At 64.0% G+C, this 26,875-nt stretch carries 23 protein-coding genes; 12 read left to right on the forward strand and 11 right to left on the reverse strand.

All coding sequences use genetic code 11. From position 1 onward, the window contains the following. Positions 1-40 precede the first annotated feature (40 nt). Positions 41-1,294: a sulfatase-like hydrolase/transferase gene (locus Q0319_RS05235; RefSeq protein WP_299451362.1), complete on the forward strand. Its 1,254-nt coding sequence runs from the start codon at positions 41-43 to the stop codon at positions 1,292-1,294. Between the two features lie 84 nt (positions 1,295-1,378). Here the strand turns inward: Q0319_RS05235 and Q0319_RS05240 are convergent, their stop codons facing one another. After that, entirely contained in the window at positions 1,379-2,380 is a 1,002-nt protein-coding gene (locus Q0319_RS05240) for a tripartite tricarboxylate transporter substrate binding protein (RefSeq protein ID WP_299451363.1), read from the reverse strand. Between the two features lie 396 nt (positions 2,381-2,776). Here Q0319_RS05240 and Q0319_RS05245 point away from each other — a divergent pair, with 396 nt between their 5' ends. The 4 genes from Q0319_RS05245 to Q0319_RS05260 all read left to right on the forward strand — a co-directional run bounded on the left by Q0319_RS05245 (position 2,777) and on the right by Q0319_RS05260 (position 6,509). Continuing rightward, positions 2,777-3,766, forward strand: coding sequence for a tripartite tricarboxylate transporter substrate binding protein (locus Q0319_RS05245; protein WP_299451364.1), 990 nt, complete (start codon positions 2,777-2,779; stop codon positions 3,764-3,766). Between the two features lie 26 nt (positions 3,767-3,792). Continuing rightward, the gene (locus Q0319_RS05250) at positions 3,793-5,520 is read left to right on the forward strand and encodes a CocE/NonD family hydrolase (protein WP_299451365.1); all 1,728 of its coding nucleotides are present in this window, start codon (positions 3,793-3,795) and stop codon (positions 5,518-5,520) included. 161 nt (positions 5,521-5,681) lie between these two features. Further along, entirely contained in the window at positions 5,682-5,987 is a 306-nt protein-coding gene (locus tag Q0319_RS05255) for a hypothetical protein (protein WP_299451366.1), read from the forward strand. A gap of 342 nt (positions 5,988-6,329) precedes the next feature. After that, entirely contained in the window at positions 6,330-6,509 is a 180-nt protein-coding gene (locus Q0319_RS05260; RefSeq protein WP_296465518.1) for a hypothetical protein, read from the forward strand. 83 nt (positions 6,510-6,592) lie between these two features. Here Q0319_RS05260 and Q0319_RS05265 read toward each other — a convergent pair whose 3' ends face one another. Further along, positions 6,593-6,814 (reverse strand): hypothetical protein, encoded by a 222-nt coding sequence (locus tag Q0319_RS05265; protein ID WP_299451367.1) that lies wholly within the window; start codon positions 6,812-6,814, stop codon positions 6,593-6,595. Between the two features lie 273 nt (positions 6,815-7,087). Between Q0319_RS05265 and Q0319_RS05270 the strand changes: the two genes are divergently transcribed. Then, positions 7,088-7,348 carry a hypothetical protein gene (locus Q0319_RS05270; RefSeq protein WP_296465525.1) on the forward strand — a complete coding sequence of 87 codons (261 nt, stop codon included), beginning with the start codon at positions 7,088-7,090 and terminating at the stop codon, positions 7,346-7,348. Positions 7,349-7,885: 537 nt separating this feature from the next. On the opposite strand, the gene Q0319_RS05275 is transcribed toward Q0319_RS05270, so the two are convergent. Together Q0319_RS05275 and Q0319_RS05280 are read right to left on the reverse strand one after the other, a co-directional pair. Beyond that, complete coding sequence (locus tag Q0319_RS05275) at positions 7,886-8,848, reverse strand: tripartite tricarboxylate transporter substrate binding protein (protein WP_299451368.1); 963 nt, start codon at positions 8,846-8,848, stop codon at positions 7,886-7,888. Continuing rightward, a complete protein-coding gene (locus Q0319_RS05280; RefSeq protein WP_363322242.1) occupies positions 8,845-9,675 on the reverse strand; it encodes an amidohydrolase family protein in 831 nt (276 codons plus the stop codon). Before Q0319_RS05280 ends, Q0319_RS05275 begins: the two co-directional genes overlap by 4 nt. A gap of 112 nt (positions 9,676-9,787) precedes the next feature. Between Q0319_RS05280 and Q0319_RS05285 the strand changes: the two genes are divergently transcribed. The 4 genes from Q0319_RS05285 to Q0319_RS05300 all read left to right on the forward strand — a co-directional run bounded on the left by Q0319_RS05285 (position 9,788) and on the right by Q0319_RS05300 (position 14,757). Further along, a complete protein-coding gene (locus Q0319_RS05285) occupies positions 9,788-10,672 on the forward strand; it encodes a LysR family transcriptional regulator (protein WP_296465531.1) in 885 nt (294 codons plus the stop codon). Positions 10,673-10,845: 173 nt separating this feature from the next. After that, a complete protein-coding gene (locus Q0319_RS05290; protein ID WP_296465534.1) occupies positions 10,846-11,259 on the forward strand; it encodes a hypothetical protein in 414 nt (137 codons plus the stop codon). A 274-nt stretch (positions 11,260-11,533) separates the two neighbouring features. Then, positions 11,534-12,685, forward strand: a complete 1,152-nt coding sequence (gene nadA / locus Q0319_RS05295; protein ID WP_299451369.1) for a quinolinate synthase NadA — start codon at positions 11,534-11,536, stop codon at positions 12,683-12,685. A 164-nt stretch (positions 12,686-12,849) separates the two neighbouring features. Continuing rightward, positions 12,850-14,757: a SurA N-terminal domain-containing protein gene (locus Q0319_RS05300; protein ID WP_296465542.1), complete on the forward strand. Its 1,908-nt coding sequence runs from the start codon at positions 12,850-12,852 to the stop codon at positions 14,755-14,757. A gap of 51 nt (positions 14,758-14,808) precedes the next feature. Here Q0319_RS05300 and Q0319_RS05305 read toward each other — a convergent pair whose 3' ends face one another. Then, a complete protein-coding gene (locus Q0319_RS05305; protein ID WP_299451384.1) occupies positions 14,809-15,420 on the reverse strand; it encodes an arylesterase in 612 nt (203 codons plus the stop codon). Positions 15,421-15,559: 139 nt separating this feature from the next. Between Q0319_RS05305 and Q0319_RS05310 the strand changes: the two genes are divergently transcribed. Continuing rightward, positions 15,560-16,297 carry an ABC transporter ATP-binding protein gene (locus Q0319_RS05310; protein WP_299451370.1) on the forward strand — a complete coding sequence of 246 codons (738 nt, stop codon included), beginning with the start codon at positions 15,560-15,562 and terminating at the stop codon, positions 16,295-16,297. A gap of 7 nt (positions 16,298-16,304) precedes the next feature. Here the strand turns inward: Q0319_RS05310 and Q0319_RS05315 are convergent, their stop codons facing one another. Then, positions 16,305-17,819: an NAD(P)H-hydrate dehydratase gene (locus Q0319_RS05315; protein ID WP_299451371.1), complete on the reverse strand. Its 1,515-nt coding sequence runs from the start codon at positions 17,817-17,819 to the stop codon at positions 16,305-16,307. Positions 17,820-17,997: 178 nt separating this feature from the next. Between Q0319_RS05315 and purL the strand changes: the two genes are divergently transcribed. Next, complete coding sequence (gene purL / locus Q0319_RS05320) at positions 17,998-22,026, forward strand: phosphoribosylformylglycinamidine synthase (protein WP_299451372.1); 4,029 nt, start codon at positions 17,998-18,000, stop codon at positions 22,024-22,026. A 179-nt stretch (positions 22,027-22,205) separates the two neighbouring features. On the opposite strand, the gene Q0319_RS05325 is transcribed toward purL, so the two are convergent. The 5 genes from Q0319_RS05325 to Q0319_RS05345 form a co-directional block, all read right to left on the reverse strand. Further along, positions 22,206-23,261 carry a porin gene (locus Q0319_RS05325; RefSeq protein WP_296465559.1) on the reverse strand — a complete coding sequence of 352 codons (1,056 nt, stop codon included), beginning with the start codon at positions 23,259-23,261 and terminating at the stop codon, positions 22,206-22,208. 393 nt (positions 23,262-23,654) lie between these two features. After that, the gene (locus Q0319_RS05330; RefSeq protein WP_299451373.1) at positions 23,655-24,719 is read right to left on the reverse strand and encodes a porin; all 1,065 of its coding nucleotides are present in this window, start codon (positions 24,717-24,719) and stop codon (positions 23,655-23,657) included. A gap of 423 nt (positions 24,720-25,142) precedes the next feature. Next, complete coding sequence (locus tag Q0319_RS05335; protein WP_296468791.1) at positions 25,143-25,910, reverse strand: peptidylprolyl isomerase; 768 nt, start codon at positions 25,908-25,910, stop codon at positions 25,143-25,145. Between the two features lie 60 nt (positions 25,911-25,970). After that, complete coding sequence (locus Q0319_RS05340) at positions 25,971-26,255, reverse strand: BolA family protein (RefSeq protein WP_296468793.1); 285 nt, start codon at positions 26,253-26,255, stop codon at positions 25,971-25,973. Further along, positions 26,252-26,839, reverse strand: a complete 588-nt coding sequence (locus tag Q0319_RS05345) for a septation protein A (protein ID WP_296468795.1) — start codon at positions 26,837-26,839, stop codon at positions 26,252-26,254. The genes Q0319_RS05340 and Q0319_RS05345 overlap by 4 nt, the downstream gene beginning before the upstream one ends. Between the last annotated feature and the right edge of the window lie 36 nt (positions 26,840-26,875).

A 26,875-nucleotide genomic window follows, 5' to 3' on the forward strand; every position in this document is an offset into this window, starting at 1 on the left:
GCCACCACGGGCACCACGATCCGAGGCACAGACTACACCTTTGCAGGCGGCACCCCCGCCGGCGTGGCCGCCCCCCGGCGATCGCCTGGCGCGCGAAGCGAAGGCGCGGGCGCCCGGACGCTACGACCAGGAGAATCGCAACAAGTGGCTGACGCAGGAAGGCTACGACCTCGACTATCCGTTCTATGGGTTCGAGGATGTAGACCTGGTGGACGATCACGGCGACTCCGTCCACGGCCACTATCGCCAATGGCTGCGCCAGCACCATCCCGCGGTGGAGGCCCTGATCGGGCCGAAGGCTGCCACGCCCGCGCCGGATTACGTGCTGACCTCGTTTGGCCAAGCCTGGCGCACGGCGGTACCCCAGGAGCTCTATCCCAGCGCCTATATCGCCGACCGTACCATCGAGCGCTTGGAGCGCGCCGCTGGCCAGCCGTTTTTCATTCAGTGCTCGTTCCCCGATCCCCACCATCCCTTTACGCCGCCGGGCAAGTATTGGGGCATGTACGACCCCGACGAAATGGAGCTGCCGCCTTCCTTCCATACCGGCGAGGTGCCGCCGCCCCACGTCGCATGGCTGCGGCGGCAGCGCGACGGTGGCAAGGCGGTCAAGCACACGCCCGCCATCTTCGCCTGCACGGAGCGCGAGGCCAAGGAGGCGCTGGCGCTGAACTATGGATCGATCACGAACATCGACGGCCAGATCGGCCGGGTCCTGGCGGCTCTAAGGCGGTTGGGGCTGGAGAACGACACGGTGGTGATCTTCACCAGTGACCATGGGGACTACCTGGGCGACCACCAGTTAATGCTGAAGGGCCCCATCCACTATCGCGGGCTGGTGCGGGTACCGTTCATCTGGCATGACCCCCGGCAGCCGGTGCGGGGTGCCAGCAGCGCACTGGCCAGCACCATCGACATTGCGCCCACCATCCTCGCGCGCGCGGGCTTGGCCGGCTTCAATGGTATCCAGGGAAAGAGCCTCCTGGACGTCATGTCTGGGAAGACCGCGCGCGTGCGCGAACACCTGATGATCGAGGAAGAGGGCCAGCGCGTCATCCTGGGTTTCGACACCCGCATTCGTTGCCGGACCCTGCGGTCGGATCGCTATCGCCTGACGATCTACGATGGCGCCGAGTGGGGTGAGCTGTACGACCTCGAGCGCGATCCTATTGAGGCGCGGAACCTCTGGGACGATGCCGAGTATGCGGACGTCAAGGCGGGCATGGTGCAGGCGCTGGTGCGCGGCATGCTCGCCCATATCGACACCAGCCCGTATCCCGATGCACTGGCTTGAGCCCGTACGCGCCGAGCCGGTTTCCGCAGAGCGGGAGAACGCCGCCGGAGAGCAGTCGGCGGCGCAGGGCTTTGGGAGCGCCGATTATTGGGTGGCCAGGTTCAGCGCGCCCAAGAGCTTGGTCATGGCTGCTTTATCGCGCCTGACGAACTCCGTCGTGTCGGCCGGAGAGAGGTCCATCCATTCGGCAGCTTGCGAGGACAGCAGCTTCTTGTAGGCGGGGTCGGCGTTGATCTCGGCCAGGGTCTTGCTCAGCGCCTCCACGATTTCCCGGGGCGTTCCCTTGGGCGCGGCAAGCGTGTACCACGTCGATACCTCCGTACCGCCGTAGCCGAGTTCGTTCAAGGTTGGCACGTCGGGCAGGAGCGGGGAGCGCTTCGCGCCGCCGTACGCAAGCGGCTTGACCCGTCCCGCCTCGATGAGGGACAGGGTGGGCGACACGTTCAGCATGGCGATCTGGACTTGGCCGCCGACGAGGTCCTTGAGGGCCGGCGCGGCACCTGCGTAAGGCACGTGCGTCAGGCGCACGCCCGCGCGCTGCCAGATCGCTTCGGCACCGAGGTGGGTGGCGCCGCCAGTTCCAGCGGAAGCGAAGTTGAATTTGCCGGGATCCGCCTTGATTTGCGCAACGAGGGCCTGGAAGCTGTCGATGCCGAGTGCAGGGTTGACGATGAGCACATTGGGTTGGTTGGCTACGACGGCGATGAACGCAAAATCTTCCACGCCGTCATAGGCGACTTTTTGCATGAGCGGGGTCACCACGTGGCCGGCGGAGGTGCCGAGCAGCAAGGAGTAGCCGTCGCCTGCGGCACGCGCCACGGAGCTCGTGCCTATGGCTGCGGCGCCGCCGGGCTTGGCTGTCACGACCACGGGTTGCCCCAGGCGTTGCTCCAGCTGGTGTGCGAGTCCGCGCGCCAACGAATCGGCGGACCCTCCGGCAGCGTAAGGGTGAACCAGGGTGATCGGCCGGTTGGGGTAGGCCTGCTGGGCCGTAGCCGGCAGGGCGGTCGTGGCCAGCGCGAGGGCGGCCACCACGGCGAGGCCGGGGCGTCGTCGCGAGAGTCGGAAGGCAAGGTGGATCGGCATCTCGTGTCTCCTGTCGGTGTTGTGTCGTGCAATGCGCGGGGGCGCAAGGTCCACGCTCCGGGGTTGGCTCCGGGCGGCGCACGCCTGCACCCAGGCCCAGTCGGTCGCTGAGTATTGGGCGCCGATTCATCGCCATGCAAGCAGGCGATTCTTACTTTTCGGTGCCAGAAACTTACCGGGGGCGCTGTCGCCCGCTCCAAGGGGGCGTTAGCGCGGCGACATGGCACTAAATGCCTTCGCCCGGGCGCATCCACCTCATCTTCCGGATTTCCTCAAGACTGCGGGTTTTCCTCAATCGTCGATATTTAAGAACTCAATAAAATTTTGTCGATAAAAATAAATATAAAGATTTTTATCGATATTTTTAGTGCCCGCGGGGCATGCCAGGAGGAGAGTATGAGAGTCACCATCTGTGCAGGACTCAGCTTATTGATCGGAAGCGTGACTGCTGTGACTGCTGCGACTGCGGCATCTCCTGGAGGAACGTTTCCTGAACGGACGATCAAGCTGCTGCTTCCCTTCGCGCCGGGCGGCAACCCGGATACCGTGTCCCGCATCCTGGCCCAAGAACTGACGAAAAGCCTCGGTCAGGCGGTGGTCGTGGAAAACCGTGCAGGCGCCAACGCCATCATCGCGACCGATTTGGTGGCAAAAGCGCCGGCGGATGGCTATACCTTGCTCTACACCACGGGCTCCCACGTCATCAATCCCATCCTGTATCGGTCGCTGCCCTACGATACGGACAAGGATTTCACTCCCGTCGTCTTGGTTGGGTCGACGCGCGGGCAGGTGCTCGTCGTGAATCCCTCATTGCCCGCCGCCAACGTGCAAGAGCTGATACAGCTGGCCCGCTCGACGACGTCGAACATTACCTATGGCTCGGCTGGCATCGGGAACACGATGCATTTGGTGGCGGAATACTTCAACTACAAGGCGGGCACGCACATGGTCCATGTGCCGTACAAAGGCGCCGCGCCTGCCATGAATGCCGTCATGTCGGGGGAAGTGAAGCTAGCTTTCTTGAACCCGGTATCGGCCATCGAGCAGGTCAAGCATGGAAAGCTCCGGGCCCTGGGCGTCACTGGCTCAACCCGGTTCCCCCAAATGCCTGATGTACCCACCATTGCAGAAGCGGGAGTGCCTGGCTTTGAGGTGCAAGGCGGATGGCAGGGCGTGTTTGCTCCAGCCGGGACGCCGCCGGAAGTCGTGGCCAAGCTGAACAAAGCGTTCAACGATGTGATGGCGTCCCCCGCGATACGCCAGCGCTTCGAATCCATGGGCCTGGACGTCGCAGGAGGCTCCCCGGAAGACATGTCGCGCTATTTGGCCAAGGAGACCGAGATCTACCAGGACATCGCGCGAGCAGCCAAGATCGAAAAACAATGACCCCTTGCCACGGAGACACTTCGATAATGAACGCACGCACTCAAGGGCCTGGGGCTTCGGGCTCCGACGACTCCACGCAATATACGCTGCTCTTCGAGAAAAATGTCACGATCGAAGTCAGCGACGGCGCCCGGCTCAGCGCGAACGTTTTTCGACCGCGCGAGCCGGGACGCTATCCCGTCATCATGGCCGCTGGCGTGTATGGAAAGGACGTGCATTTCGCCGACGGCTTCAAGCCTCAGTGGGAAAAACTGTGTCGCCTGTATCCCGGCCTGTGCGAGGACGGCTCCACCGGGAAGTATCTCCGGTGGGAGACGGTCGATCCCGAGCGGTGGGTCCCGCACGGCTATGTGGTCATCCACGTTGATGCGCGCGGCAGTGGCAAGTCCCCGGGCTACCTCGACCCGATGTCGCCGCGGGAGATTCAGGACTATTACGAAGCCATTGAATGGGCCGGCACCCAGTCGTGGAGCAACGGCAAGGTCGGCTTGATAGGAATTTCGTACTATGCCGCCACGCAGTGGTTGGTCGCCGCGCTGCGGCCGCCCCATCTCGCAGCGATCGTGCCTTGGGAGGGGCGATCGGACCATTACAGGGACTATGGCTACCACGGCGGGATCATGAGCAATGGCTTTTTGTTCTCGTGGTGGCCCAAGCAAGTCCTCTCCAACCAGCATGGAAATGCGAATACGCCTTACCGCGATAGGGATGACGGCCTTCCCACGACGGGGCCTGCCTTGGACGAAGCCATGCTACTCGGCAATAGGAACGATTACCCCGCGGAGATGGCCAAGCACCCGCTTTGCGACGCCTGGCACAAGCAACGCAGCCCCGACTTGGCCCGCATCGATGTGCCGCTGCTCTCGGCAGGGAACTGGGGAGGACCGGGCAATCACCTGCGCGGCAACATCGAAGGCTACCTGCGGGCAGGATCCAAGCAAAAGTGGCTTTCGATGCATATCGGCACCCACTACGAGAGCTTCTACCTGCCTCGCTACGTGGCAATGCAAAGGCGTTTTTTCGACCATTTCTTGAAAGGCGAGGACAACGGCTGGCAGGATACTGCTCCCGTGCAGTTGTCCATCCGCACGGTCGATGGCGAGATACGCAGGGACGAGAACGAGTTTCCCCTGGCCCGAACCCGATGGACCCGCTACTACCTCCATCCATCTGACGCGTCCCTGACCCTGCGCGAGCCCGCGGGGACGAGCGAGGCAAGCTTCGAGGCCATGGAAACAGGATTGCATTTCCATACCGCCCCCTTCGAGCAGGAGACGGAAATCACCGGGTTCATCACCTTGCGGCTCTGGATCGCCTCGACCACTCGCGACGCCGATATCTTCGCCGTGCTGCGCCTATTCGACCCCTCAGGAAAAGAGGTGATTTTCGATGGCGCCCACGAGCCGACTCCCGTTACGAGAGGATGGCTGCGGGCCTCGCACCGCAAGCTGGACGAAGCGATGACGACTCCCTATCGGGTCTATCACGCGCATGATGAAATCCAAAAGCTGGCCCCCGGCACTTACTACCCGCTCGATGTCGAGATCTGGCCCACCTCCATCGTCATTCCGAAAGGCTATCGCTTGGGCCTGACGCTGCAAGGCAAGGACTTCGAGTTCGAGAACGTGAAGGGGCGCCTGACGCATACGCACCCGGCCGATCGCGGTGGAGAAGACTTCCGCGGGCGCACGACGGTTTGTTCTGGACCGGAACGACCTTCTTATCTCGTTCTTCCGGTGATTCCCCCGAGCTAAGGCCAGCGCTTGCAGTCGTGGGCCGCGCACGCGTCGATCTCGGCGGCGCCCGTCCTGCGGGTGCCTGCTCCCGTGGATGCGTATCGCGCCGCGGACGCGATAGCGCATTGAGCCCGAGAACAGTCGGCAAGGCAGGTCTTCTTGGCTGACTGAGATACGCCGTGGCGGCGTATCATTCGCTGCTTCTGCAAGTCTGGACTGAGGGAGCAGCGATGTGGGACGGTAGCGAGGGATTCGACTACAGCGTTCTGACGTTCAAGAAAGATGCGGACCGGTGGATGGCGGCGTGGCGACTTCGCCAGCAGGGCGCACATATCGAGGTTCGCAATGTCGGCGATGGCCCGGAGATTTTCGAGCTTCACGTATGGATGCCCAAAGGGCCCATCGTGCGGACCAGCGTCGAGCAGATGGTAACGGCGGCGAAAAAGAAGGAAAAAGAAGAGATCCTCGCCTGCGGGTGCTGCTAGGTGGCATGCACGCGAGGGCCGGGAGCCGTTTCTGATTAGGGGTGGCCAGGGAGCGCCTCCCGGACGCCGCGTGCAGAGGCCTTCTTGGAGCTTCGCAGCAAAGCATAGCGGCTGGTGGCCGGAGGAGCCCAGCTTTCCGCACTCCGTCATTGATCTGCATCAAGATCGGGCGCGAGAGCACGGCTCGTACGATCGTCAGTCGGCGGTGAATATTTTTCGCAGCGAAGGGGGCGCCTGCGTTGCCCCATAAGCTGAATCGTGTGCGGCATAAACGGATTTGTTCGGCCGGTTTCGTAAGCGCAGCGTATCTTTCCATGCCGGGAGGGAGGCGACTAGCAGGGCATGGAGCAGGACGACGAGGACGCCGAAGGGCCAGAGGCCGACTACATCTTGGTGTTCGAGGAGGGGGCGAAAGCGCAGGCCAGGGAGGTGGCATTGAGGCTGCATGGCCGGAACGCGCATGTGGAACTTCATTCCAGGTCAGGCCGAATCGAGCTGCACGTGTGGTGGCTGCGCCGTTAACTGCCGCTGCGCTTGGTGGCCGCAATCTGCACCCAGCATCCCGAACGTCTGTGTCCGGTCATCGAGTTGGCCTGGCAGGCAAGTCATCGGTCGTGCGCAACCGCGAACGACGTTGCGCGTAGTCCGGCAATGTAGGCATCGCTCGCGCACAAGTCGCTCGCGGACGCGATCTCTTCTGTAATGATTCTTGCGATTTCCCGACGCGTCGCCTCCGGATACGGCGTGGTTTGCACCAGTCGTTGAATGGCGAGGACGACACCTGTCAGCTGTCCTTCCAAGTAGTCGTGTTTTTCTTCAGCAGTCATACGTCAAGGGAGATGGAGCACGGGGCCAACGCTGAAGCAACCAGCGGCCGGATGAATGATAAGGAATGAGGGGGACTATAGCTTACCGTCCTTGCGGCAGGCCATCATCGATACCCTTCGTCCTTCCGTGCGAACCTTGGTGCCACCCATGGCATCGGCATCGTCTCGTTCCTTTCTTTTCGAGGCGGGTGCATGACACCGGCAGAGGAGGAAGCAGCACGAACGCCGATGCGATGCTAGAGTTGCTTTGCTAGGACAACAAGGGAGGACGCCATGTCTCAGAAGCGTGTAGAAACTGCGTTCTTTTCTCTGTTTGACTGGGACTTCACCTATTCGGATGAAGATGGAACCGAGAGGGAAAGAAGCGTCGCCCTCTCCGGCCTGGACAGCGTGTCAGTGCGTTGCAGGTCATGCGGGGAAAGTTTCCGGGCGATCAACGGTCGTCCGGAACTTTCGGAAGGCGTGGGCTGCTTTGTCGTGAGATGCCGGAAGTGCGGCGCGTCGGAAGAAATCGGCTGCGATGTTTTTGACTGACCAGGATTGTTCTTCTGCGAGGTCGGAGTTGGGTGCCGATGGCCTCGGGATCCGGCATGCCGCACGACTTCATAGTCGCCAGCCTTGGTGCGCACGCGCTGCAAATTTCATTATTGCAATTTGTTACAATCGCCGTAATAATTCGGCCCTTTGGATACATGGCAGGTTCGTAGCCGAATGTGGATCAAAGAGAGGGCCGAGCTCGACTATTTCGTTCTTACGTTCAAGACCGTGGCCGATCGGTGGGGTGCCGTGTATCGATTGCGCCAACAATGCGCGTACATCCAAGTTTGCGACGTCGGAGAGGATCCTAAACGCTTGCAGCTGCACGTGTGGCTACCGAAGAAGCGGGAGGCGCATCCGCTCGGTGGGCCAGCATTGGGGCCGGCGTGAGCGGCGCCGCCATCCGGTGCTCGCTGGCGGGGAGCTGGCCTAGAACCGGGGTTCCCCGGTGCACGCGGCACCGAGGGCGGCAAGTCGCGCGGCCCGGGGCCCGAGCCGCATCCGCAAATTGCGAGAGATCGTCCTACACGCTCGTCAATTCAACGTAATCCCGCTTTTCTTCACGACGTCCTTCCATTTCTCGATTTCTGCGCGCCGGAAAGCCTCGAGTTCTTCAGGCGTGGATCCGACGAGCTCGGCGCCTATGCCCTCGAGCTTGGTCTTGACTTCGGGATCCTTGAGCACTTCGGCCAGTGTGGCCGACATCTTGTCGACGATGGGCTTGGGCGTACCCGCGGGTGCGAACACGGCATTCCATTCGTACGACGAAAAACCCGGCACGCCGGACTCCGCGATGGTGGGCAAGTGGGGCAGGACAGGCGAGCGTTTGTCTCCGCCCACTGCGATGGGTCGCAGTTTGCCGCTTTGAATGTGTGTCCATGCCGAGCCCAGGCTGGCGAACATAATGGGCACCTGGCCGGACATCACGTCGACCATGGCTGGGCCGCCGCCTTTATAGGCGACGTGCACGAGGGAGGTTCCCGCCATGACGTTGAAGAGTTCGCCCGCCAAGTGTTGCGCCGAGCCTGGGCCGGCCGAGGCGAAGTAGGCCGGGTTCTTGGACTTGCCATTCTTGATCAGGCCTTGCACTGAGTTGATCAGTGTGCTGTTTGGCGAAGTCACGAGCACGTTGGGGACGCGCAGCAGCAAGGAGACCGCCTGGAAATCCTTGAGCGTGTCGAAGCTCATTTTGGATTGCAGGGCGGGGTTTTGCGCGTGATTCGACGCGTCGAGCATGAAGGTGTAGCCGTCGGGGGCCGAGCGCGCGGCAGCAGCGCCGCCTATCATGCCGCCGGCACCGCCTTTGTTGTCGATGATGACGGACTGCCCGAGTTTGGCCGATAGCTTGGGCCCGATGACGCGGGCGACAACGTCCACGGTCCCGCCGGGCGGGTAGGTGACGATCAGGGTGATGGGCTTTTCGGGCCACGCGGCTTGCACCGCCAGTGGCAGGGCAGCGGCCAGAAGGCCTGCGGCGAAGTTGCGGTAGGGGATCATGGGGTCTCGTCTCCTTGGAATCCAAAACAGCTTCTGGGGTTGATCACGAGTATGCGCTGGCGCAGCGCCGGATCGCTGATCCAGTCGTCCAGTGCACGGCGGGTTTGTGCATACGTCACGCCCGGGTGCTGGGTGTGGGGCCAGTCGCTGCCCCATAGCAATCGGTCTGGCCCGACATGCGCGAGGAGGAGCTCGGCGGCCCTGCGCGCGTCGGCGCCGGAGGGGTCGCGCCAGTTCCGGTACGCGCCGGAGAGCTTGACCCAGAGGTCATAGTCGCCGGCGGCTTCGAGCAGCCAGCGGAACCCGGGGTCGGCCGTGCCCAATGCGGGGTCGGGGCGGCCGAAGTGGTCCACGACCAATCGGCAATGCGCCGGTTGGAGCGCCGTCACGATGTCCGCCAGCCTTGCCGCCTCGACGTGGAGTTCGACATGCCAGCCTAACTCGCGTACGCAACCCAGCAGGTCCCGCCACGTTCCATCTTCCAGCGTCGGCAACGGTTGGCCGATGAGATTCAGCCTGATGCCCACGACGCCAGCCTGGGCCATGCGCCCGAGTTCGGCTGCGTTCGTGCGTGCGTCCACGACGGCGACGCCTTTGAGCCGGTGGGGGGCCAGGCGGATGGCATCGAGCATGTAGCGGTTGTCTGTGCCGAGGAAACTGGGTTGGATGAGAAGGCCCGCCTGCAGGCCATGGGCGTCGAGGTGCGCCAGGTAGGTCTCCAGCAGCGCATCGTTCTCTGGCGCGTAGCGGCGTCCGGGCGCGAGCGCGAGCGAACGGGCAAAAACGTGCGCGTGGGTATCCACGGCAGGCGGCATGATGGTTGCCAAGAATGTCTCTCCAGGATTCTCGCCGGCCCTACCGGCCGGAATGCGGGCGATTCTAGGAAGGCTTGATATATTTATCTATCCAGGTTTTTATGTTTTTACATAAGGATTTGTGATGGATATCCGCCGGCTGGAGGAGTTCCTGACGGTGCTGGACACCGGAAGTGTGAGCAAGGCAGCGGAGCGCCTGGGCATCGCCCAGCCGGCGTTGAGCCAGTCATTGGCACGGCTCGAGCGCGAGTTGGGGGTGCGCCTGTTCCAGCGCTCCAGGCGGGGTGCAGAGCCCACCGCGGCGGCGCGCCAGATTGCCGAAGACGTTCGCAGCGGCGTCTCCCGCATTGCCAATGCCCTGGATGCGGCGCAGGCCATTGCCAGGGGGCGGGCCGGCGTGCTGCGCGTGGGGCTAGTGTCCAGCGCCCTGATCGATATCCTTCCCCGGGGCTTGCGGGCGTTGCGCGAACACGCGCCAGGCGTGCGTGTCGTGCTGCGAGAAATGAGCAACGCGGAGCAGGCCCAGGCCTTGTCCCGAGGCGAGATCGACGTCGCATTGGCACACACGCCGGTCGCACTGACCGGCGTCATGCAGGAAAAAGTGCTGATGCGCGAGCGGCTGGTGGCGGCGGTCCCGGCCGACCTGGGCCCGGGCCGGGAAGACCGGGTTTCCATGGCGGAAATCGCCCGGGCGGGCCTGGTCATGTTTCCCCACTCGCAGTTGCCGACCTTTTACGAATCCGTGATGGATACCTTCCGCAAGGCGGGACTGGATGCCGAGGTGGTGCAGGAGGCCAACCGCACGTTGACGGTATTGGCCTGCGTGGCCGCGGGCTGCGGCATAGCGTTGCTTCCCAGCTGGATACGTTCGCTGGATTTCAAAGGTGTGCGCTATTGCGAAGTGGCCGACGGGGCGCGCCTGCCGCGCTTCGACGTCAGCGCGATCTGGCCCAAGCGGTCGGTGCCCGGGCTGGCGGACGCGTTCGTGCGAGCTTGCGAAACGCCGTAAATCTGTGCCTATCCCCCACCGGAATCCCTGGGGGAACCCCGTCTTTACGTGGGCCCGGCGGTCGTAGACAATCCGAGAAGTTTCAAAATATTTCAAACGCATCGAGTGGGGCGGCGCGCCTGCCGGGCGCGCCAGCGGCTCCAAGCGCGCTGTCTGCAACGGAGGAGAGCATCGTGAAGACGAGGATGCGCCCGGGGAGGAGAGCCGGGGCGGTCTTGCTGGGCTTGTTCGGGCCCCTTTCGGTGCCGGCGGGGGATGCCTCGGCCGCCGAGCAGCTCAGGTATTTCGCTGCGACGCAGAGCCTGAACCTCGCTGCGGCGGAGTCGCTGATCTGCCAAGAGTACTTCGGGAGGGCCCTGGTGCCCCGGGTTCGCCAATTGCGGTCGGAACTGATCCTGCGCTCGGGGCTTCCCGATCCGCGCGAGGCGATCGAAAGCGCTGAACGAGAAGTCAAGGGGCTCTATTCGGCCGGCCTCGACGCTTTGCAAGCTGCCGGCAAACAGCTGGCGGAGTATTGCAGCGCTGCGCAGGCGCGCATCGAAGAGATCGTGACCCAGGTGGACGGGAGCGTCTACGGGTGGCGATGAGCCTGTGCGCATCAATGGCTTGCTGGCGCAGGAGTCCTTGTCGGCGGGGGGAGAGCAGCGCGTCTTTTGGATCCGAAGGTCCGGCGCATCATCCCCGCATCGTTCGCGCTGGCCGGCATCGGATTGGCGTTCTTGCACGTGGCGTGAGAACTGTCGTCTTTGCCACGGCGATCCCCTTGACAGGGGATATGCTCATAATTAGCATAAATGGTGATCCCTTTTTTTATGAGCCAAAAATGCTCATATTGAGCATAAACACGTTGCGGACTACGACATGACCAAGGCTGCGCTTCGCGTTCTCGAATTCGATCATCCATCTCTCGTCCGGGACGCCGAAGCCAGCGCGTGCACGGTGGGCCGGGCATGGGCCAAGGTGCCCGAGCCGCTGCCGGCCGAGCGCCGGGCAGCGCTGAAGGCGCGGATCCGTGAGCTGCTGGAACGCGAAAATGCTGTGCTGGTCGCCCATTACTACGTGGATGCGGAACTGCAGGAATTGGCCGAGGAAACCGGTGGCTGTGTGGCCGATTCCCTGGAAATGGCGCGTTTCGGGCGCGATCACCCCGCAAAGACGCTGGTGGTGGCAGGCGTGCGATTCATGGGCGAAACCGCCAAGATACTCAGCCCCGAGAAGCGCGTGCTGATGCCGGACCTGGAGGCAACGTGCTCATTGGACCTCGGCTGTCCGGCCGACGCGTTTTCGGCATACTGTGACGCCCATCCGGATCGCACGGTGGTGGTGTACGCCAATACGAGTGCAGCGGTGAAGGCTCGGGCGGACTGGACCGTGACCTCGGCGATTGCACTCGAGGTCGTGGCTCATTTGCACGCGCAAGGGCAAAAAATCCTTTGGGCACCCGACAGGCACCTGGGCGCTTACGTTCAAGCGCAGACAGGCGCGGACATGCTGCTCTGGCAGGGGTCCTGCCTGGTACATGACGAGTTCAAGGGCATTGAGCTGGAGTTGTTGCGCGCCGAGCATCCCCAGGCCAAGGTGCTGGTTCATCCGGAGTCTCCGCCATCGGTCGTGGCCCAGGCCGACGTGGTTGGATCGACTTCGCAGCTGATCAGGGCGGCACGCGAGCTCGATGCCACGCACTTCATCGTGGCCACTGATCAAGGGTTACTTTACAAAATGCGGCAGGCGGCGCCCGGCAAGACCTTCATTGCTGCGCCCACGGCTGGCAACGGTGCGACCTGCAAGAGCTGCGCCCATTGCCCGTGGATGGCGATGAACGGGTTGGCCAATCTGGCCGATGCGTTGGAGCACGGCGCGGGCGAGATCCTCTTGGATCCTGCGCTCGGCGAACGCGCACGGATTCCCATCGACCGCATGCTCGACTTCGCTGCCAGCCGCAACCGGCGAGTCCAGGCGAGCGGCGACTTGGCGCGGGACATGGCCTTGTTCGCGGGGGTGGGGCCGGCCTGATCGATGCGGGGACAACGTGGTCGGCCGACGGGTCGATGCGGCTTTCCTGCGGGGGGCCATGCTAGAATCGAAACGACACTTTTGGGTGCCCATCGGCCTTGCGCCTGTGGGCATTTTGCTTGTTAGGCCGTCTTGCCGCTGGCATCCGACCGGAGTATCCGTGCATGTTTGACCTCATTCGTAACCATCGCCGCTGGATGCAGTTTGTCTTGCTGCTGCTGATCCTGCCGTCGTTCGTCTTCGTTGGCATACAGGGTTACTCCAATTTCATGGAACGCGAGAGCGCGTTGGCCAAGGTGGCGGGTGAATCGGTCACGCAGCAGGAATTCGATGCCGCGGTCAGGGGTCGGCTGGACCAACTGCGGTCCATGATGGGCGCGCAGTTCGATCCCCAGCTTTTCGATACGCCAGCCATGCGCAAGGCGGTCTTGGACGAGATCATCAACACGCGGCTGATCGCGGCCGAGGCTTCCAAGAACTATTTCTCGGCTTCCGACGATTTGCTGCGGACCACGATCCAAGCCATTCCGGCGGTGCAGGAAAACGGCCGTTTCAGCAATGCCCGCTATCGTGACGCGCTGGCGGCCCAGGGCATGACGCCGGTCATGTTCGAGGCCCAGTTGCGCCGCGACCTCGCCCTGCAGCAAGTGTTGGGGCCGGTTGCGCAATCGGCGGTCGTGCCCGAGGCCGTCATGGATCGCCTCGTCGCCGCGGCGACCGAGCGCAGGGAGATCCAGATGCTGCGCTTTGCGGCGGCAGACTACCGGGCCAAGGTCGAGGTCACGGACGACGACGTCAAGGCCTATTACGAGGCCAATCGTTCGCGCTTCCAGTTGCCCGAGCGCGTCGACGCGCAATACGTGGTGCTGGACCAAAACGCGGTGACGCCCAACATTTCGGTGTCTGACGAGGACATCAAGGCCTACTACGAGCAGAACCAGGCCCGCTATCGCCAAGAGGAGCAGCGCCGCGCCAGCCATATCCTGGTCGCGGTCGAAAGCGGGGCGAGTGAAGCCGCGCGCGAGGAGGCCCGCAAGAAAGCGCAGGCCCTCGCCGAGCAGGCCAAGGCGCCGAACGCGGATTTCGCCAAGCTCGCGCGTGAAAACTCCCAGGACCCGGGTTCCGCAGGCAACGGCGGCGATCTCGACTGGTTCGGGCGTGGCATGATGGTCAAGCCTTTCGAGGATGCCGCGTTTGCGCTCAAGGAAGGCGAGGTGTCGGAAGTCGTGCCGACCGACTACGGCTTCCACATCATCAAGCTGACCGGCGTCCGCCCGGCGGTAGTCAAGCCGCTGGCCGAGGTGCGCAACGAAATCGTCGAGGAGATCAAGCAGCAGCAGGCGGCCCGCCGCTTTGCGGAGGCGGCCGAGCAGTTCACCAACCTGGTGTATGAGCAAAGCGATACGCTCGAACCTGCGGCCCAGAAGTTCGGCCTCAAGATCCAAGAGGCGCAAGGCATCGGCCGCAGCGGCCAGCCCGGCAACGACGTGCTGGGCAATCCCAAGGTCGCCCAGGCGCTGTTTTCCGAGGAAGTCCTGCAGGAAAAGCGTAACTCCGGCGTGATCGAGTTGGCGCCGAATCGCTTGGCTGCCGTCCGCGTGACCCGCCACATTCCCTCTACCGTGCAGCCCTTGGATGAAGTCGCGGCGACCATTCGCCAGCAATTGACCGATGAGCGCGCCATGGGCTTGGCACGCGAAGAGGGAGAGAAACGATTGAAGGCCCTGCGCGAGCAGGATTCCACGCAAGGCTTCGGCGCTCCGGTCACGGTGGCGCGCAATGCGCCCCAGGGAGTGGCTCCCACGGTGGTGGACGCGGTGATGAAGGCGCCTACCGACAAGCTGCCTGCGTTCGTCGGCACGACGACTGGCGATGCCTACGTCATCGCGCGCGTGCTCAAGGTCGAGGCCGCACCCAAGCCCGAAGCGAGCGTCATCGCCGCGGAGAAATCCATGATGGAGCGCCGCTGGGCGCAGGCCGAACAATTGGCCGTGCTCCAGATGCTGCGGGAAAAATATCAAGTCAGCGTCACGGCCGACGCGCAAGGCGCGTCCTCGTCCGCGGCGCGTTGACCGGCCTGGGCGAGGCCCGCAAGGCGCCTCGCTACGTCCTGGGGGTAGCCTTCAAGCGTTCGCGGGGCCGAGCAGCGGCTCGAGATGTCGCCAGACGTTGTCCAAGATGCGTGGCTGCGCCTGTTCTGTTGGATGCAGGCGGTCGGGCTGGAACAATTCTATGTGTTCGGCCACGCCTTCCAGCAGGAAGGGCAACAGCGCCACCTTGCGTGATTGCGCCACTTTCGCGAACAACTGTTGGAAGCGCTGCGTGTAGTCGCGCCCGTAATTGGGCGGAATCTGCATGCCTGCCAATAGCACGCGTGCGCCTGCTGCCTGCGACGCCTGCACCATTTTGTCCAGATTTTGCTCCGTCATTTGCAGTGATAAGCCGCGCAAGGCGTCGTTGGAACCGAGCTCGACAATCACGATGCGCGGTCGGTGCTGCGAAAGCAAGGCCGGCAGGCGGCTGACGCCGCCGCTCGTCGTGTCGCCGCTGATGCTGGCGTTGACCACGCGGTAGTCGTATTTGCGCTCGCGTAGCCGGCGCTCCAGCAAGGCCACCCATCCCGTTCCCCGTGCCAGGCCGTACTCGGCGGACAGGCTGTCGCCCAAGACGAGCAACACCGGCGCGGAACTCGATTGCGTCGCATCTGTCTTCTGGCTTTGCGCGGCGGCAGGCAGTCCGGCTAACGCGATGGCGAGACATAGCGCGCTCGTCAATGTCCGGCGTCGCCCATCGGGCGCAGTCGGGGCGGCGATGTCGGTCGGTAGCGATGAGCGAGGCTTTATCATGTCTTTCCTTTCTTCAGGCGATGCAACCATGACGGGAATCTCCCCATCCGACGCCAGCCAGCATGCCGCCGCGTCCAAGGCCGGCCATGCGATCGCCGTGCGGTCGTTGGCCAAGCGGGTCACCGATTCGAGCGGAGAGCTCGCCATTCTCGATGGGGTCGATTTTACGGTGGCCTATGGAGAGACCGTGGCCATTACCGGGAGTTCGGGCTCGGGCAAGTCCACGCTACTGGGCCTGCTGGCGGGATTGGACGTGCCGACGGAAGGAAACGTCTACTTGGCGGGGCAGGACCTCTTCGCGCTTGATGAAGACCAACGGGCGCAGCTTCGTGCCCGCCATGTCGGGTTCGTATTCCAATCATTCCAGCTTCTGCCGCACCTCACCGCGTTGGAAAACGTCATGCTGCCCTTGGAGTTGGCCGGGCGGGAGGCGCGCGCCAAGGCGACCGCGATGCTGGAGCGGGTCGGGTTGGGCGCGCGGCTGCGGCACTATCCCAAGACGTTGTCGGGTGGCGAGCAACAGCGCGTCTCGCTGGCGCGTGCGTTCGTGGTGGAACCCGACCTCTTGTTCGCAGACGAGCCGACCGGCAGCCTGGATTCGGCGACCGGCGAAGCTATCATCGACCTCATGTTCTCCCTGCACCGCGAGCGGGGGACGACGCTGCTGCTCGTCACGCATGATGCCAAGCTGGCACAGCGGTGCGCCCGCCAACTGGTGATCGCCGGTGGCAGGTTGGTGCACGACTCAGGCTCGGACATCGTGTAGCGGCCGTTCAGCCGCGATTGCGCAGGGCCCGCGCGGCGGGGGCGATTTCGCTCGCGGTCAATCCCAACGGGCCGGTGCCGCGTGCAACCAAATCGTCGGCGGCTGCGCCATGCAGCCATACGCCGGCGCGTGCGGCCTCGCCTATGTCCATGCCCTGGGCCAGTAGCGCGCCCAGCATGCCGGCCAGGACGTCGCCTGTGCCGGCAGTCGCGAGGCCGGCGTTGCCGCTGCCGTTGACAGACCATGATCCGTCCGGTCCGCAGACGATGCTACCTGCACCTTTCAGCACGATCCAACTGCGATAGCGCATCGCAAGCTCCCGGGCGCTCGCAATGCGGTCCGCCTGGATCTCCTCGGTCGAAGCGCCCAATAGGCGGGCGGCCTCGAGCGGATGGGGAGTGAGGATCGCCGGACCGCTGCGCGCGGCCAGCGCGCGGGACAACTCGGGGATGGCGGCGAGCAAGGCCAGCGCATCGGCATCCAGGACCAGCGGAACGGTCGTGGGGGCCTCGGCGAGGAGGCGGGCCAGCCAGCGTGCGGCGCATTCGTCCGCGCCCAATCCGCAGCCTGCGACCCATACCGTCACGCCGAGGCGTTCGGCCTGGTCCAGCAGCCCTTCAGCATCGCGCAGCATCAGTTCCGGATGCAGGGGGTCGTAGGCGGGCGTCGAGGAGGGCGCCGCCGCCATGCCCACGAGGATCTTGCCTGCGCCGCCGTATAGGGCCGCGCGAGCGGCCAGCAATGCGGCGCCCGTCATGCCCGGTGCGCCGCCGAGCAGGCCGAGCGTGCCGAAGCTGCCCTTGTGCGTGTCGTGCGGTCGGGGGCGGAAAAGCGCGGCGCAGTCGGTGCGGCGCGTGAGCCTGCCGGCGTGCGCGGCATGCTGGCGGATCAAGTCGGAGAGGCCGAGGTCGGCGACGCTGACGGTTCCCGCATGATCTTTGCCGGCACGGGTGTGCAGCCCGGGCTTGTCTGCGATGAAGGTAAGCGTGTGCTGGGCGATGAAGGCGCCGGGTTGCGCGGTGCCCGTGTCCGAATCGAGTCCGCTGGGCGTGTCGAGCGCGAGGACGGTCGCAGGCTGGTGGGACGCCCACTCTGACCAGCGCCGTGCCTGCTCCGGCAGGGGGCGGGACAGGCCAATGCCGAACATGGCGTCGACGATGAGCCTCGGTGCCAAGCGAGGCGGCTCGTTTGCGTCGGGCTCGCCCGGCTGCAGCAACCCGGGCGGCAATTCTTTCCAGGCCTGTTCGGCATCGGACGGGCGTCGGTCGCAGGGCAGGGACCACACCCGCACTTGGCGCCCGGCTCGGTGCAAGAGCGCCGCGAGCATGAGGCCGTCGCCGCCGTTATTGCCGGGCCCGCACAGGATGTCCACGGCGTGGCGCGGCCAGCGTGCGGCGATCAAGTCAGCCGCGGCGCGGGCGGCGCGGCGCATCAGGGTGTGCGGGGGCAGCGCGGCCTGCGCTTCGCGTTCGATGTGCCGGATCGCCGGCGTGCGGAACAATAGGTGCGATGACTCTTCCATGAACGAATTCTTGCGCGCGCGGCGGCGCCTGTCCAATGCCCGAGCGAAGGAGGGACGCGGCGATGGGCGCGGTGCCCCTCGTGGTTTTCCCGGATGCCCCGCTACGAAGTAAAATCTCGGCTGGCACGCGGTACTCCTCGCGTTTTCCGTCACCTCCTCCGCTTCCTGCTCTCTTATCGTGGCCTCCATTCTGCGCCTCTCCGGCCCCCTTGCCCTTTCCTCGTTTCGTCGTGAACGTCTGCTGCGTCGGCTCCAGGCTTTGCATGCCTCGGTCGCCGATGTCGCCGCCCGCTATGTGCATTTCGTTTCCGTGGACGGCGAGCTGACGGCGGACGAGCACCAACGCTTGGAAAAGCTGCTGCGTTACGGCGATCCCGCGCCGCAGGCCCCGCAGGGCCTGGAGTTGCTCGTCGTGCCGCGGCTCGGCACGGTCTCGCCGTGGGCCAGCAAGGCGACCGACATCGCTCACAACTGCGGGCTCCCGCAGGTGCGCCGGATCGAGCGCGGCGTTTCCTACACCCTGGTGCTCAAGCGCGGTTTGCTGGGCGCTGCCAAGGCACCGTCCTCCGACGAACTGGCCAAGCTGGCCGACGCGCTGCACGACCGCATGACCGAGACGGTGGTCGATGCCGGCTTCGACGGTGCGCAATTGTTCGCCACCTTGCCTGGCAAGCCCATGCAGACCGTGCCGGTGCTGGCCGAAGGTGCGCAGGCACTGGCGGTTGCCAACCGGACGCTTGGGCTGGCGCTTTCCGACGACGAAATCGCTTACCTCGTCCAGGCCTTCACCGACCTGGGCCGTGACCCGACCGACGTCGAGCTGATGATGTTCGCCCAGGCCAATAGCGAGCACTGCCGCCACAAGATTTTCAATGCGCAATGGGTGATCGACGGCGAAGCGAAGTCCGAGACCCTGTTCGGCATGATCCGGGCCACCCACCGCGCCCAGCCTGAAGGGACGGTCGTGGCGTATTCGGACAATGCCGCCATCATGGCGGGCGGCAAGGCCGAACGCTTTCACGTCCAGCCCGGCGGGCAGGGGCAGGTCTACGGCCGCCGAGAGGCCGTCGTCCATACCCTGATGAAGGTCGAGACGCACAACCACCCGACGGCGATTTCGCCTTTCCCGGGCGCATCCACCGGGGCGGGCGGCGAAATCCGGGATGAAGGCGCTACCGGGCGCGGATCCAAGCCCAAGGCAGGCCTGACCGGATTCACGGTCTCGCATTTGCGTTTCGAGGACGCCATCGAGCCTTGGGAGCGAGACGGGCACGGCGCGCCGGACCGCATCGCTTCGCCTTTGTCCATCATGATCGAAGGCCCGCTCGGCGGCGCGGCGTTCAATAACGAGTTCGGCCGGCCCAATCTGCTCGGTTACTTTCGCACCTTCGAGCAAACGGCTGGCGGCGTGCGCTGGGGTTACCACAAGCCCATCATGATCGCGGGCGGCCTGGGCAGCATCGAAGAGGGCTACACCCACAAGCAGGAGCTGCCCCCGGGCGCGTTGTTGATCCAGTTGGGCGGTCCGGGCATGCGCATCGGCATGGGGGGCGGCGCGGCCTCCAGCATGGGCGTGGGCAGCAACGCGGCCGACCTCGATTTCGATTCCGTCCAACGCGGCAACCCCGAAATCGAGCGTCGTGCGCAGGAGGTCATCGATCGCTGCTGGCAGCTGGGCCCCGAGAATCCGATTCTTTCCATCCACGACGTCGGCGCGGGTGGCCTATCCAATGCATTTCCCGAGCTCGTGGACGGCGCCGGGCGCGGCGCGGTGTTCGATCTGCAGCGCGTCCCGGTCGAAGAGTCGGGCATGTCGCCCGCCGAAATCTGGTGCAACGAATCGCAGGAGCGCTATGTGCTCGCGATCCTGCCCCAGGACCTCGACCGGTTCGACGCCATCGCTCGGCGCGAGCGCTGCCCATACGCCGTGGTGGGGGTCGCTACCGAGGAGCGCCAACTGCGCGTCGTCAACGGTGAAGGGTTTTCCGCCCCCGACGTACCTGCTGCGGAATGGGCGCGGACTGCGCGGCCGGTGGATGTGCCGGTGGATGTCATCCTGGGCAAGCCGCCCCGCATGGAGCGCAACGTAACGCGCCAGCCCGGCGCGGGCGAGCCCCTGGACGTCGTGGGCTTGGATTTGGATGACGTTGCGCTGCGCGTATTGCGTCATCCTACCGTGGCGAACAAGACGTTCCTCATTACGATCGGCGACCGCACCGTCGGCGGCCTTTCTGCGCGCGATCAAATGGTCGGGCCGTGGCAAGTGCCGGTGGCCGATTGTGCGGTGACGCTTGCCGATTACAGCGGCGTGCGGGGGGAGGCCATGGCCATGGGCGAACGCACGCCGGTGGCCGTTATTGATGCGCCTGCATCGGGTCGCATGGCGGTGGCCGAAGCCATCACCAACCTTGTCGCGGCGCCCGTCGCGCGCATGGAAGACGTCAAGCTGTCGGCCAACTGGATGGCCGCGTGCGGCGAGCCCGGGCAAGACGCCGCACTTTACGACACGGTCAGTGCCGTGAGCACGCTGTGCCAGCAGGTTGGCCTGGCGATCCCGGTCGGCAAGGACTCCCTGTCCATGCGCACGACCTGGACGGAGAACGGCGAGGAACGGCGCGTCGTGGCGCCCGTCTCGCTCATCGTGACGGCGTTCGCGCCCGTCACCGATGCCCGCAAGACGCTGACGCCGCAAATACGCACCGACCAGGGCGACACGACGCTCATCCTCATCGATTTGGGCCGTGGCAAGCATCGGCTGGGCGGCTCCATTTTGGCCCAGGTCATCGGCCAGGTCGGGCAGGAAGTGCCCGACATCGACGCGCCCGACGACTTGCGCGCCTTCTTCGCCGCAATACGCACGCTTGCGGAAAGCGGCGTGATCCTGGCTTACCATGATCGCTCGGACGGCGGACTATTCGCCACCGTGTGCGAAATGGCGTTTGCCGGGCACACGGGGCTGTCGATCAACCTCGACATGCTCACCCTCGACCCCTATGCCTCGGATTGGGGAGATTTCAAGATTCGCCCCGACCAAGTCGCGGTGCAGCGCGATGAGCTGACCATCAAGGCGTTGTTCGCCGAGGAGGCGGGCGCCGTCATCCAGGTGCCAGCCGCTAGCCGCAACGCGGTGATGGAAGTGCTGCGCGGCGCCGGATTGTCGGCCCATTCGCACGTAATCGGCGAGCCCAACGACCGGGACGAAATCGAGTTCTACCGGGATGCCAAGAAAATCTGGTCCAAGCCGCGCGCCGAGCTGGGCAAGGCGTGGAGCGAAGTCAGCCGCCGTATCATGGCGCTGCGGGACAATCCAGAATGCGCCGAGGCGGAGTTCGCGCTGTGGGACAACGCCACCGACCCGGGGCTGTCGCCCCGCGTCGGGTTCGATCCGCAGGAAGACATCGCCGCGCCCATGATCGCAACGGGGGTGCGTCCGCGCGTGGCCATCCTGCGCGAGCAGGGCTGCAATAGCCAGGTCGAGATGGCCTATGCCTTCGATCGCGCCGGCTTCGAAGCCTGGGACGTCCACATGACAGACCTGATTAGCGGGCGCATCGATTTGTCCGGCTTCAAGGGGCTCGTCGCGGTGGGCGGCTTCAGCTACGGAGACGTCCTTGGCGCCGGCGAAGGGTGGGCCAAGACCATCCAATACAACGCGAAGCTGGCCGACATGTTCGCCGCGTATTTCGGCCGGGGCGATACCTTCACGCTCGGTGTCTGCAACGGCTGCCAGATGCTGGCCGCGCTGGCGCCCATGATTCCGGGCGCCCAGGATTGGCCGCGGTTTACCCGCAACCGTTCGGAAAAGTTCGAGGCGCGCCTCTCCCTGGTCGAAATCCCGGCCTCGCCTTCTATCTTTTTCGAAGGCATGGCCGGCTCCCGCATCCCCATCGCCGTGTCGCACGGCGAAGGCTATGCGGATTTTTCGCAGCAAGGCAGGGCAGATGCGGCGATTGCCGCCATGCGTTTCGTCGATCACCTCGGCAACCCGACAGAGGTCTATCCCTACAACCCCAACGGCAGCCCGGGCGGCTTGGCAGGCGTGACGACGGCGGACGGACGTTGCACCGCGCTGATGCCTCACCCGGAGCGGGTGTTCCGCAATGTTCAGATGTCGTGGAGCCCTGAGTCCTGGGGCGAGCGGGATAGCGGGGGCGAGTTCTCCCCCTGGATGCGCATGTTCCGCAACGCGCGTCGCTGGACGGCCTGATTCGGCGCGGCTGCAGGAAGGCTGGATCGCGGTGCAGCCGGTGCCCTCTGGCTGCCTGCAGGGGGCAGGGTGGCTGGCTATCTGCCACGCGGCCCGATAAAAATAAAAACCCCGGGCATTGCCCGGGGAAATAAGGCTGGAGGCCGGACCCAGCCGTGGCAAGGGCCTTGCGGCCCTTATTAGAAGCGATGCTGCAGGCCTATGCCGAGTTGGCGATAGGTCATGTCGCGGTTCTGGTCGAAGTTGTGCACGTCGTTGTCCGCGAAGAACGCGTACAAGTTGGTGCGCTTGGACAGATCGTAGGTGTAGCCCACCGCCCAGCCGTCGACCTTGGACTTGGTCGCTTTCTGCCATGCGGCATAGAGCTTGCCGGGGCCCAGCGGAGCGCTCGCGCCGATGGTGTAGGCGTTGTCGCTCGAGAATTGCCCGCCCGTCGCTACCACGTTGTTGTAGCCGTTCAGGAAAGCCGGGGTGATGTTCTTGGCCCGGGCGTAACCGGCATGGATGGCGGCGACGCCGAAATCATACGAGGCGCCCAGCGTGATGTTGCGGAAGGGGCGGGTGCCAGGCAGCGGTGATTCCACTTGTTGGTAGGTCAGCACCCCCTTGATCGGGCCGTTGTCATACTTCAAGCCCAGGTCGACCATGCGGTTGTTCCGGCCGCTCTCGGGCGCTTCCTGCTCGCCCGTGGTCGGGTTGGCGAACGCGTTGAAGCTGTAACCCACGCCGGCCTGGATGCCATAGAACGAGGGGCTGTAGTAGTACACCGAGTTATTTACCCGGCCGCCGCCCATCACGGCATCGTTATAGGCGAAGGTGCTGCCAACGCTAGCAGTGCTGAAGTTCAGGCCGAAGGGGTTGGCAATGCCCGCCGCCCACATGAAGGCCAGGTTCGTGGTCCGTCCGAGCGTCAGGCGGCCCATGCTATTGCTTTCGAGGCCGACGAAAGCGTAGCGGCCGAATAGCCGGCCATGGGTTTGCTGGCCGTCATCCACCGTAAAACCGTTCTCCAGGGTGAAGATGGCCTTCAGCCCGTTCCCCAGGTCTTCCGAGCCGCGCATCCCGAAACGCGATTGGCTCATCAAACCGCTGTCGATGCCCTTGACGGTCTGGCCATCGACCTTTCGGTAGTCGAAGCCGGCGTCGACGAGACCGTATAGCGTCACGGAACTCTGCGCATGCGCGGCCCCTGCAAATCCGGCTAGCAGGGCAGTCGCGAGTAGGGTTTTCTTCATTCCTTGGTCTCCAGCGTAAAAACGTGTCGGCAGTCGGCTGGGTTGCATCGGTGGGCCACCTAGGGCCGCCCGGCACCCAGCCGCCGGCCAGGGTTGGATTTCCAGGCGAAGCTGCGAAGAAATCTGTAGAAAATTTCATCAGAAAGGATGATGCGTGCCAACCGATAAATTTGGCTGACGACCAAAGGTTGTTGCAATTCCGTCCACGATCGCCGGATTCGTGGTAGCAAAAACAACAGGCGCCGAGGCTGGGTTACAACCGGATACCGGAAGCGCAGGGGTGGGGTGCCTGTGTCCCCACATGCCATAAAAAACCCCGCCGAAGCGGGGTTTCATGCTTGGTCGCACCGGGGCCGAAGCCCCGCCGACGCCGGTCAAGCCGGCATCATGTGCTTAGAAGCGGTGTTGCAGGCCCAGAGCGAATTGCTTGGCGTCCAGGTCTTGGCCGGTCGTCCAGTTGCGGACTTCGTTTTGGGCGTAGTAGGCGTACAGGTTGGTACGCTTGGACAGGTCGTAGGCGTAGCCGACGGCGAAGCCCTTAACCTTGGACTGGGTGGCCTTTTGGTAGGCAGCGTAGGCCTTGCCGGGGCCCAGGGGAGCGCTCAGACCCAGGGTCCAGGCGTTGTCCTTGGTGAAGTTGGCAGCGGTAGCGCCGGTGTTGGTGCGGCCGAAGGCGGCAGAGGCGTTCCAGGCACCCACGTTGCGGATGTTCTTGGCATGGGCGTAACCGCCGTACACGGCCACGACGCCGAAGTCGTAGTTGGCACCCAGGGTCAGGTTCTTGAACTTGCCGTTGTTCGGGGTGGCGCTGGTCGGGTTCAGGTATTGGTACGTGATCACGGCCTTCAGGGGACCGTTGTCGTACTTCAGGCCGACGTCGAACAGGCGGTCGTTGTTACGGCTGCCACCGGCTTCTTGGCCGTTGACGTTGAAGCTGTAACCGAGGGCGCCTTGGAAGCCGGCGAAGTTCGGCGAGTAGTAGTAGATCGTGTTGTCGGCACGGCCGGCGCCCAGGTCGGCGTCGTTGTAGCCGAAGGTGCTGCCGACGGTGGAGGTGCCGAAGCTCAGGCCGAAGGGGTTGACGATGCCGGCGGCCCACATGAAGCCCAGGTTCGTCGTACGGCCGATGGTCAGGCGGCCAGCGGAGGCGCTTTCCACGCCGACGAAGGCGTAGCGGCCGAACAGGCGGTTTTGCAGCTGGGTGCCGTCATCGGCGTTGAAGCCGCTTTCCAGGGTGAAAATGGCCTTCAGACCGTTACCGATGTCTTCCGAACCACGGATACCCCAGCGAGACTGGCCCATCAGGCCGCTGTCGATGCCTTTACGGGAGGCTTGGCCTTCGAGCTTGGTGTAGTTGAAGCCGGCGTCGACGATACCGTACAGGGTGACGTTGCTTTGCGCTTGAGCGGCACCTGCAAAGCCGGCCAGCAGGGCGGCGGCAAGAAGGGTCTTCTTCATTAATAAGGTCTCCAGCGGAGTGAGTAACTCGATAAGACGGAGGGACGTGCCGGAAAGCTGCACTGCTGCGGTTTTCCGTAGCGGCAAGCCCATCTGCCTTGCGTTTGATTTCTACGCGATGTCTTGCTGTGAAGAAATCTCGGGGAATTTCACCAGAAAGGCCCTGGGGTGCCAATAGTTATTTCAGGTGTAATGAATAGGTGTTGCGCTTTAGGCATAAGCTTTTGTTACTTAATTACAACCCTCATGGATCGGCACGCCGCGCATGCCCTGGCTTTCTGCCAATGTCGAGCAAAAAAAAGCCCCGTATCACGGGGCGCAAGGCAGGTTTTTTTTGGTGATTTCAGGGTCAACTAGAGTAAACCCTGATTGAGAAAAAGGGGTTGGGTTGTCCCCGCCAGGGTTGTTGGTTGAATCCAACACTCACTGAATCTTGGCCTTTTCGCGCAGGCTGTTTTGGAAGTCGCGCAGCTTGGCCTGGCGCAGGGATTCCTCGATTTGCGGACGCAGTTGCTCGACCGAGGGGAACTGCACCGGGCGGACGTCGTCCAGGCGGATCACATGCCAGCCGAACTGGGTCTGGACGGGGTTCTCGGTGGTTTGCCCCTTGTTCAGCGAGGCCAGGGCGTCGGCAAACGGCTTCACGTAGGTCGCGGCGGGCGCCCAGTCGAGGCTGCCGCCGTTGGAGGCGGAGCCGGGATCCTTGGACTGCTTGGCGAGCTCTTCGAATTTCGCCCCTTTCTTGAGCTGGGCGATGATGTCGCGGGCCTGGGCCTCGGTTTCGACCAGGATGTGCCGCGCTTGGTATTCATTGTCGCCCTGGGCACCCTTGACCCGGTCGTACTCGGCCTGGATTTCTTGGTCGGTCACGGGGTTCTTGGCGAGGAAATCGTTGAACAGGCCGCGGATCAGGACGCTCTGCCGGGTCAGGTCGAGCTCGGTCTGGACGTCCGGCTGCTTGGCGATGCCGCGTTTGTCGGCCTCCTGCAGGAAGATTTCGCGATTGATGAGCTCTTCACGGATCTGTTCGCGCAGTTGGGGAGAATCGGGCTGCCCTTGCTTGGTCAACAGATTGACGAATTGATCCACGCGCGACGACGGGATGGCCTTGCCGTTGACTACGGCGGCATTCTGCGCAAAAACCGGAGCGGCCACGGTCAGCGCGGCAGCCATCATCAAAACACGCTTCATGTATGGAAGTCCTTGAGTGAAGGTAGAAAGAGTCTGAGATCGGGGCGGTAGGGACCGCCCTCAAGGGGTTGGTGCGGAGTCTTCTTCTGGAGTCAGTGCCTGGATGGCCAACGCATGGATCTGCGAGGGCATCAGGTCTGCCAATCGATCATACACCAGCCTATGGCGGGCCAGCCTGTTCAGGCCCGCGAACCGGGACGACACGATGCGTAGGCGGAAATGCCCGCCTCCGGCCGCCGCGCCGGCATGGCCTGCATGCAGGTGCGATTCGTCCCGTATGTCGAGCTCGGCCGGCGCAAGCGCTTGCAGGCGCTCCCGGATGAGGTCGATGCGTGCCTGGCTCATGACCGCCCGGCTCCGGCGTCGGTTTCGCGCTTGGCAATCTCTCGGATCGGCTCTTCGGGCTGCTTGATGTGGCGTCCGAGGTAGATCGATTGCAGCACGATGAACACGAGCAGCAACCCGAAGATGCCGAAAACCTTGAAGCTGACCCAGGTCTCGGTGGGCCAGGAGTACGCGACGTAGAGGTTGAGCGCGCCAACGGCGGCGAAGAATGCCGTCCATGCAAGGTTGAGCCGGTTCCAGATGGGATCGGGCAGCTGGATCTGCTTGCCGAGCATGCTGCGCAGGAAATTGCGCTTGAGCAGCCATTGGCCGCCGGCAAGCACGACCGCGAATAGCCAGTACAGCACGGTGGGCTTCCACTTGATGAAGACCTCGTCGTGCAGGAATAGGGTCGCTCCGCCGAACACCACGATGATCGCGAGGTTGATCCAGTGCATGGGCTCGGTTTTCCTGCGCCGGACCAGCAGCCAGGCGATTTGCAGCACGCTGGCCGCCATCGCGACTCCTGTCGCCACGTAAATGTCGGCGAACTTGTAGGCAGCAAAGAAAAGCAGCAGCGGAAAAAGGTCGAAAAGTAATTTCATCGAATTGCAGTGGCGAGGGAGATTCGTTCCCGGCCG

This window comes from uncultured Pigmentiphaga sp. (assembly GCF_937950555.1).
GTDB lineage: Bacteria > Pseudomonadota > Gammaproteobacteria > Burkholderiales > Burkholderiaceae_B > Pigmentiphaga.

Coding starts and splice junctions, on each gene's coding strand:
- Q0319_RS05240 (WP_299451363.1), bottom strand. CDS start 2,380: ATGCCGATCCACCTTGCCTTCCGACTCTCGCGACGACGCCCCGGCCTC.
- Q0319_RS05245 (WP_299451364.1), top strand. CDS start 2,777: ATGAGAGTCACCATCTGTGCAGGACTCAGCTTATTGATCGGAAGCGTG.
- Q0319_RS05250 (WP_299451365.1), top strand. CDS start 3,793: ATGAACGCACGCACTCAAGGGCCTGGGGCTTCGGGCTCCGACGACTCC.
- Q0319_RS05260 (WP_296465518.1), top strand. CDS start 6,330: ATGGAGCAGGACGACGAGGACGCCGAAGGGCCAGAGGCCGACTACATC.
- Q0319_RS05265 (WP_299451367.1), bottom strand. CDS start 6,814: ATGACTGCTGAAGAAAAACACGACTACTTGGAAGGACAGCTGACAGGT.
- Q0319_RS05270 (WP_296465525.1), top strand. CDS start 7,088: ATGTCTCAGAAGCGTGTAGAAACTGCGTTCTTTTCTCTGTTTGACTGG.
- Q0319_RS05275 (WP_299451368.1), bottom strand. CDS start 8,848: ATGATCCCCTACCGCAACTTCGCCGCAGGCCTTCTGGCCGCTGCCCTG.
- Q0319_RS05285 (WP_296465531.1), top strand. CDS start 9,788: ATGGATATCCGCCGGCTGGAGGAGTTCCTGACGGTGCTGGACACCGGA.
- nadA (WP_299451369.1), top strand. CDS start 11,534: ATGACCAAGGCTGCGCTTCGCGTTCTCGAATTCGATCATCCATCTCTC.
- Q0319_RS05300 (WP_296465542.1), top strand. CDS start 12,850: ATGTTTGACCTCATTCGTAACCATCGCCGCTGGATGCAGTTTGTCTTG.
- Q0319_RS05310 (WP_299451370.1), top strand. CDS start 15,560: ATGACGGGAATCTCCCCATCCGACGCCAGCCAGCATGCCGCCGCGTCC.
- Q0319_RS05315 (WP_299451371.1), bottom strand. CDS start 17,819: ATGGAAGAGTCATCGCACCTATTGTTCCGCACGCCGGCGATCCGGCAC.
- Q0319_RS05325 (WP_296465559.1), bottom strand. CDS start 23,261: ATGAAGAAAACCCTACTCGCGACTGCCCTGCTAGCCGGATTTGCAGGG.
- Q0319_RS05330 (WP_299451373.1), bottom strand. CDS start 24,719: ATGAAGAAGACCCTTCTTGCCGCCGCCCTGCTGGCCGGCTTTGCAGGT.
- Q0319_RS05335 (WP_296468791.1), bottom strand. CDS start 25,910: ATGAAGCGTGTTTTGATGATGGCTGCCGCGCTGACCGTGGCCGCTCCG.
- Q0319_RS05340 (WP_296468793.1), bottom strand. CDS start 26,255: ATGAGCCAGGCACGCATCGACCTCATCCGGGAGCGCCTGCAAGCGCTT.
- Q0319_RS05345 (WP_296468795.1), bottom strand. CDS start 26,839: ATGAAATTACTTTTCGACCTTTTTCCGCTGCTGCTTTTCTTTGCTGCC.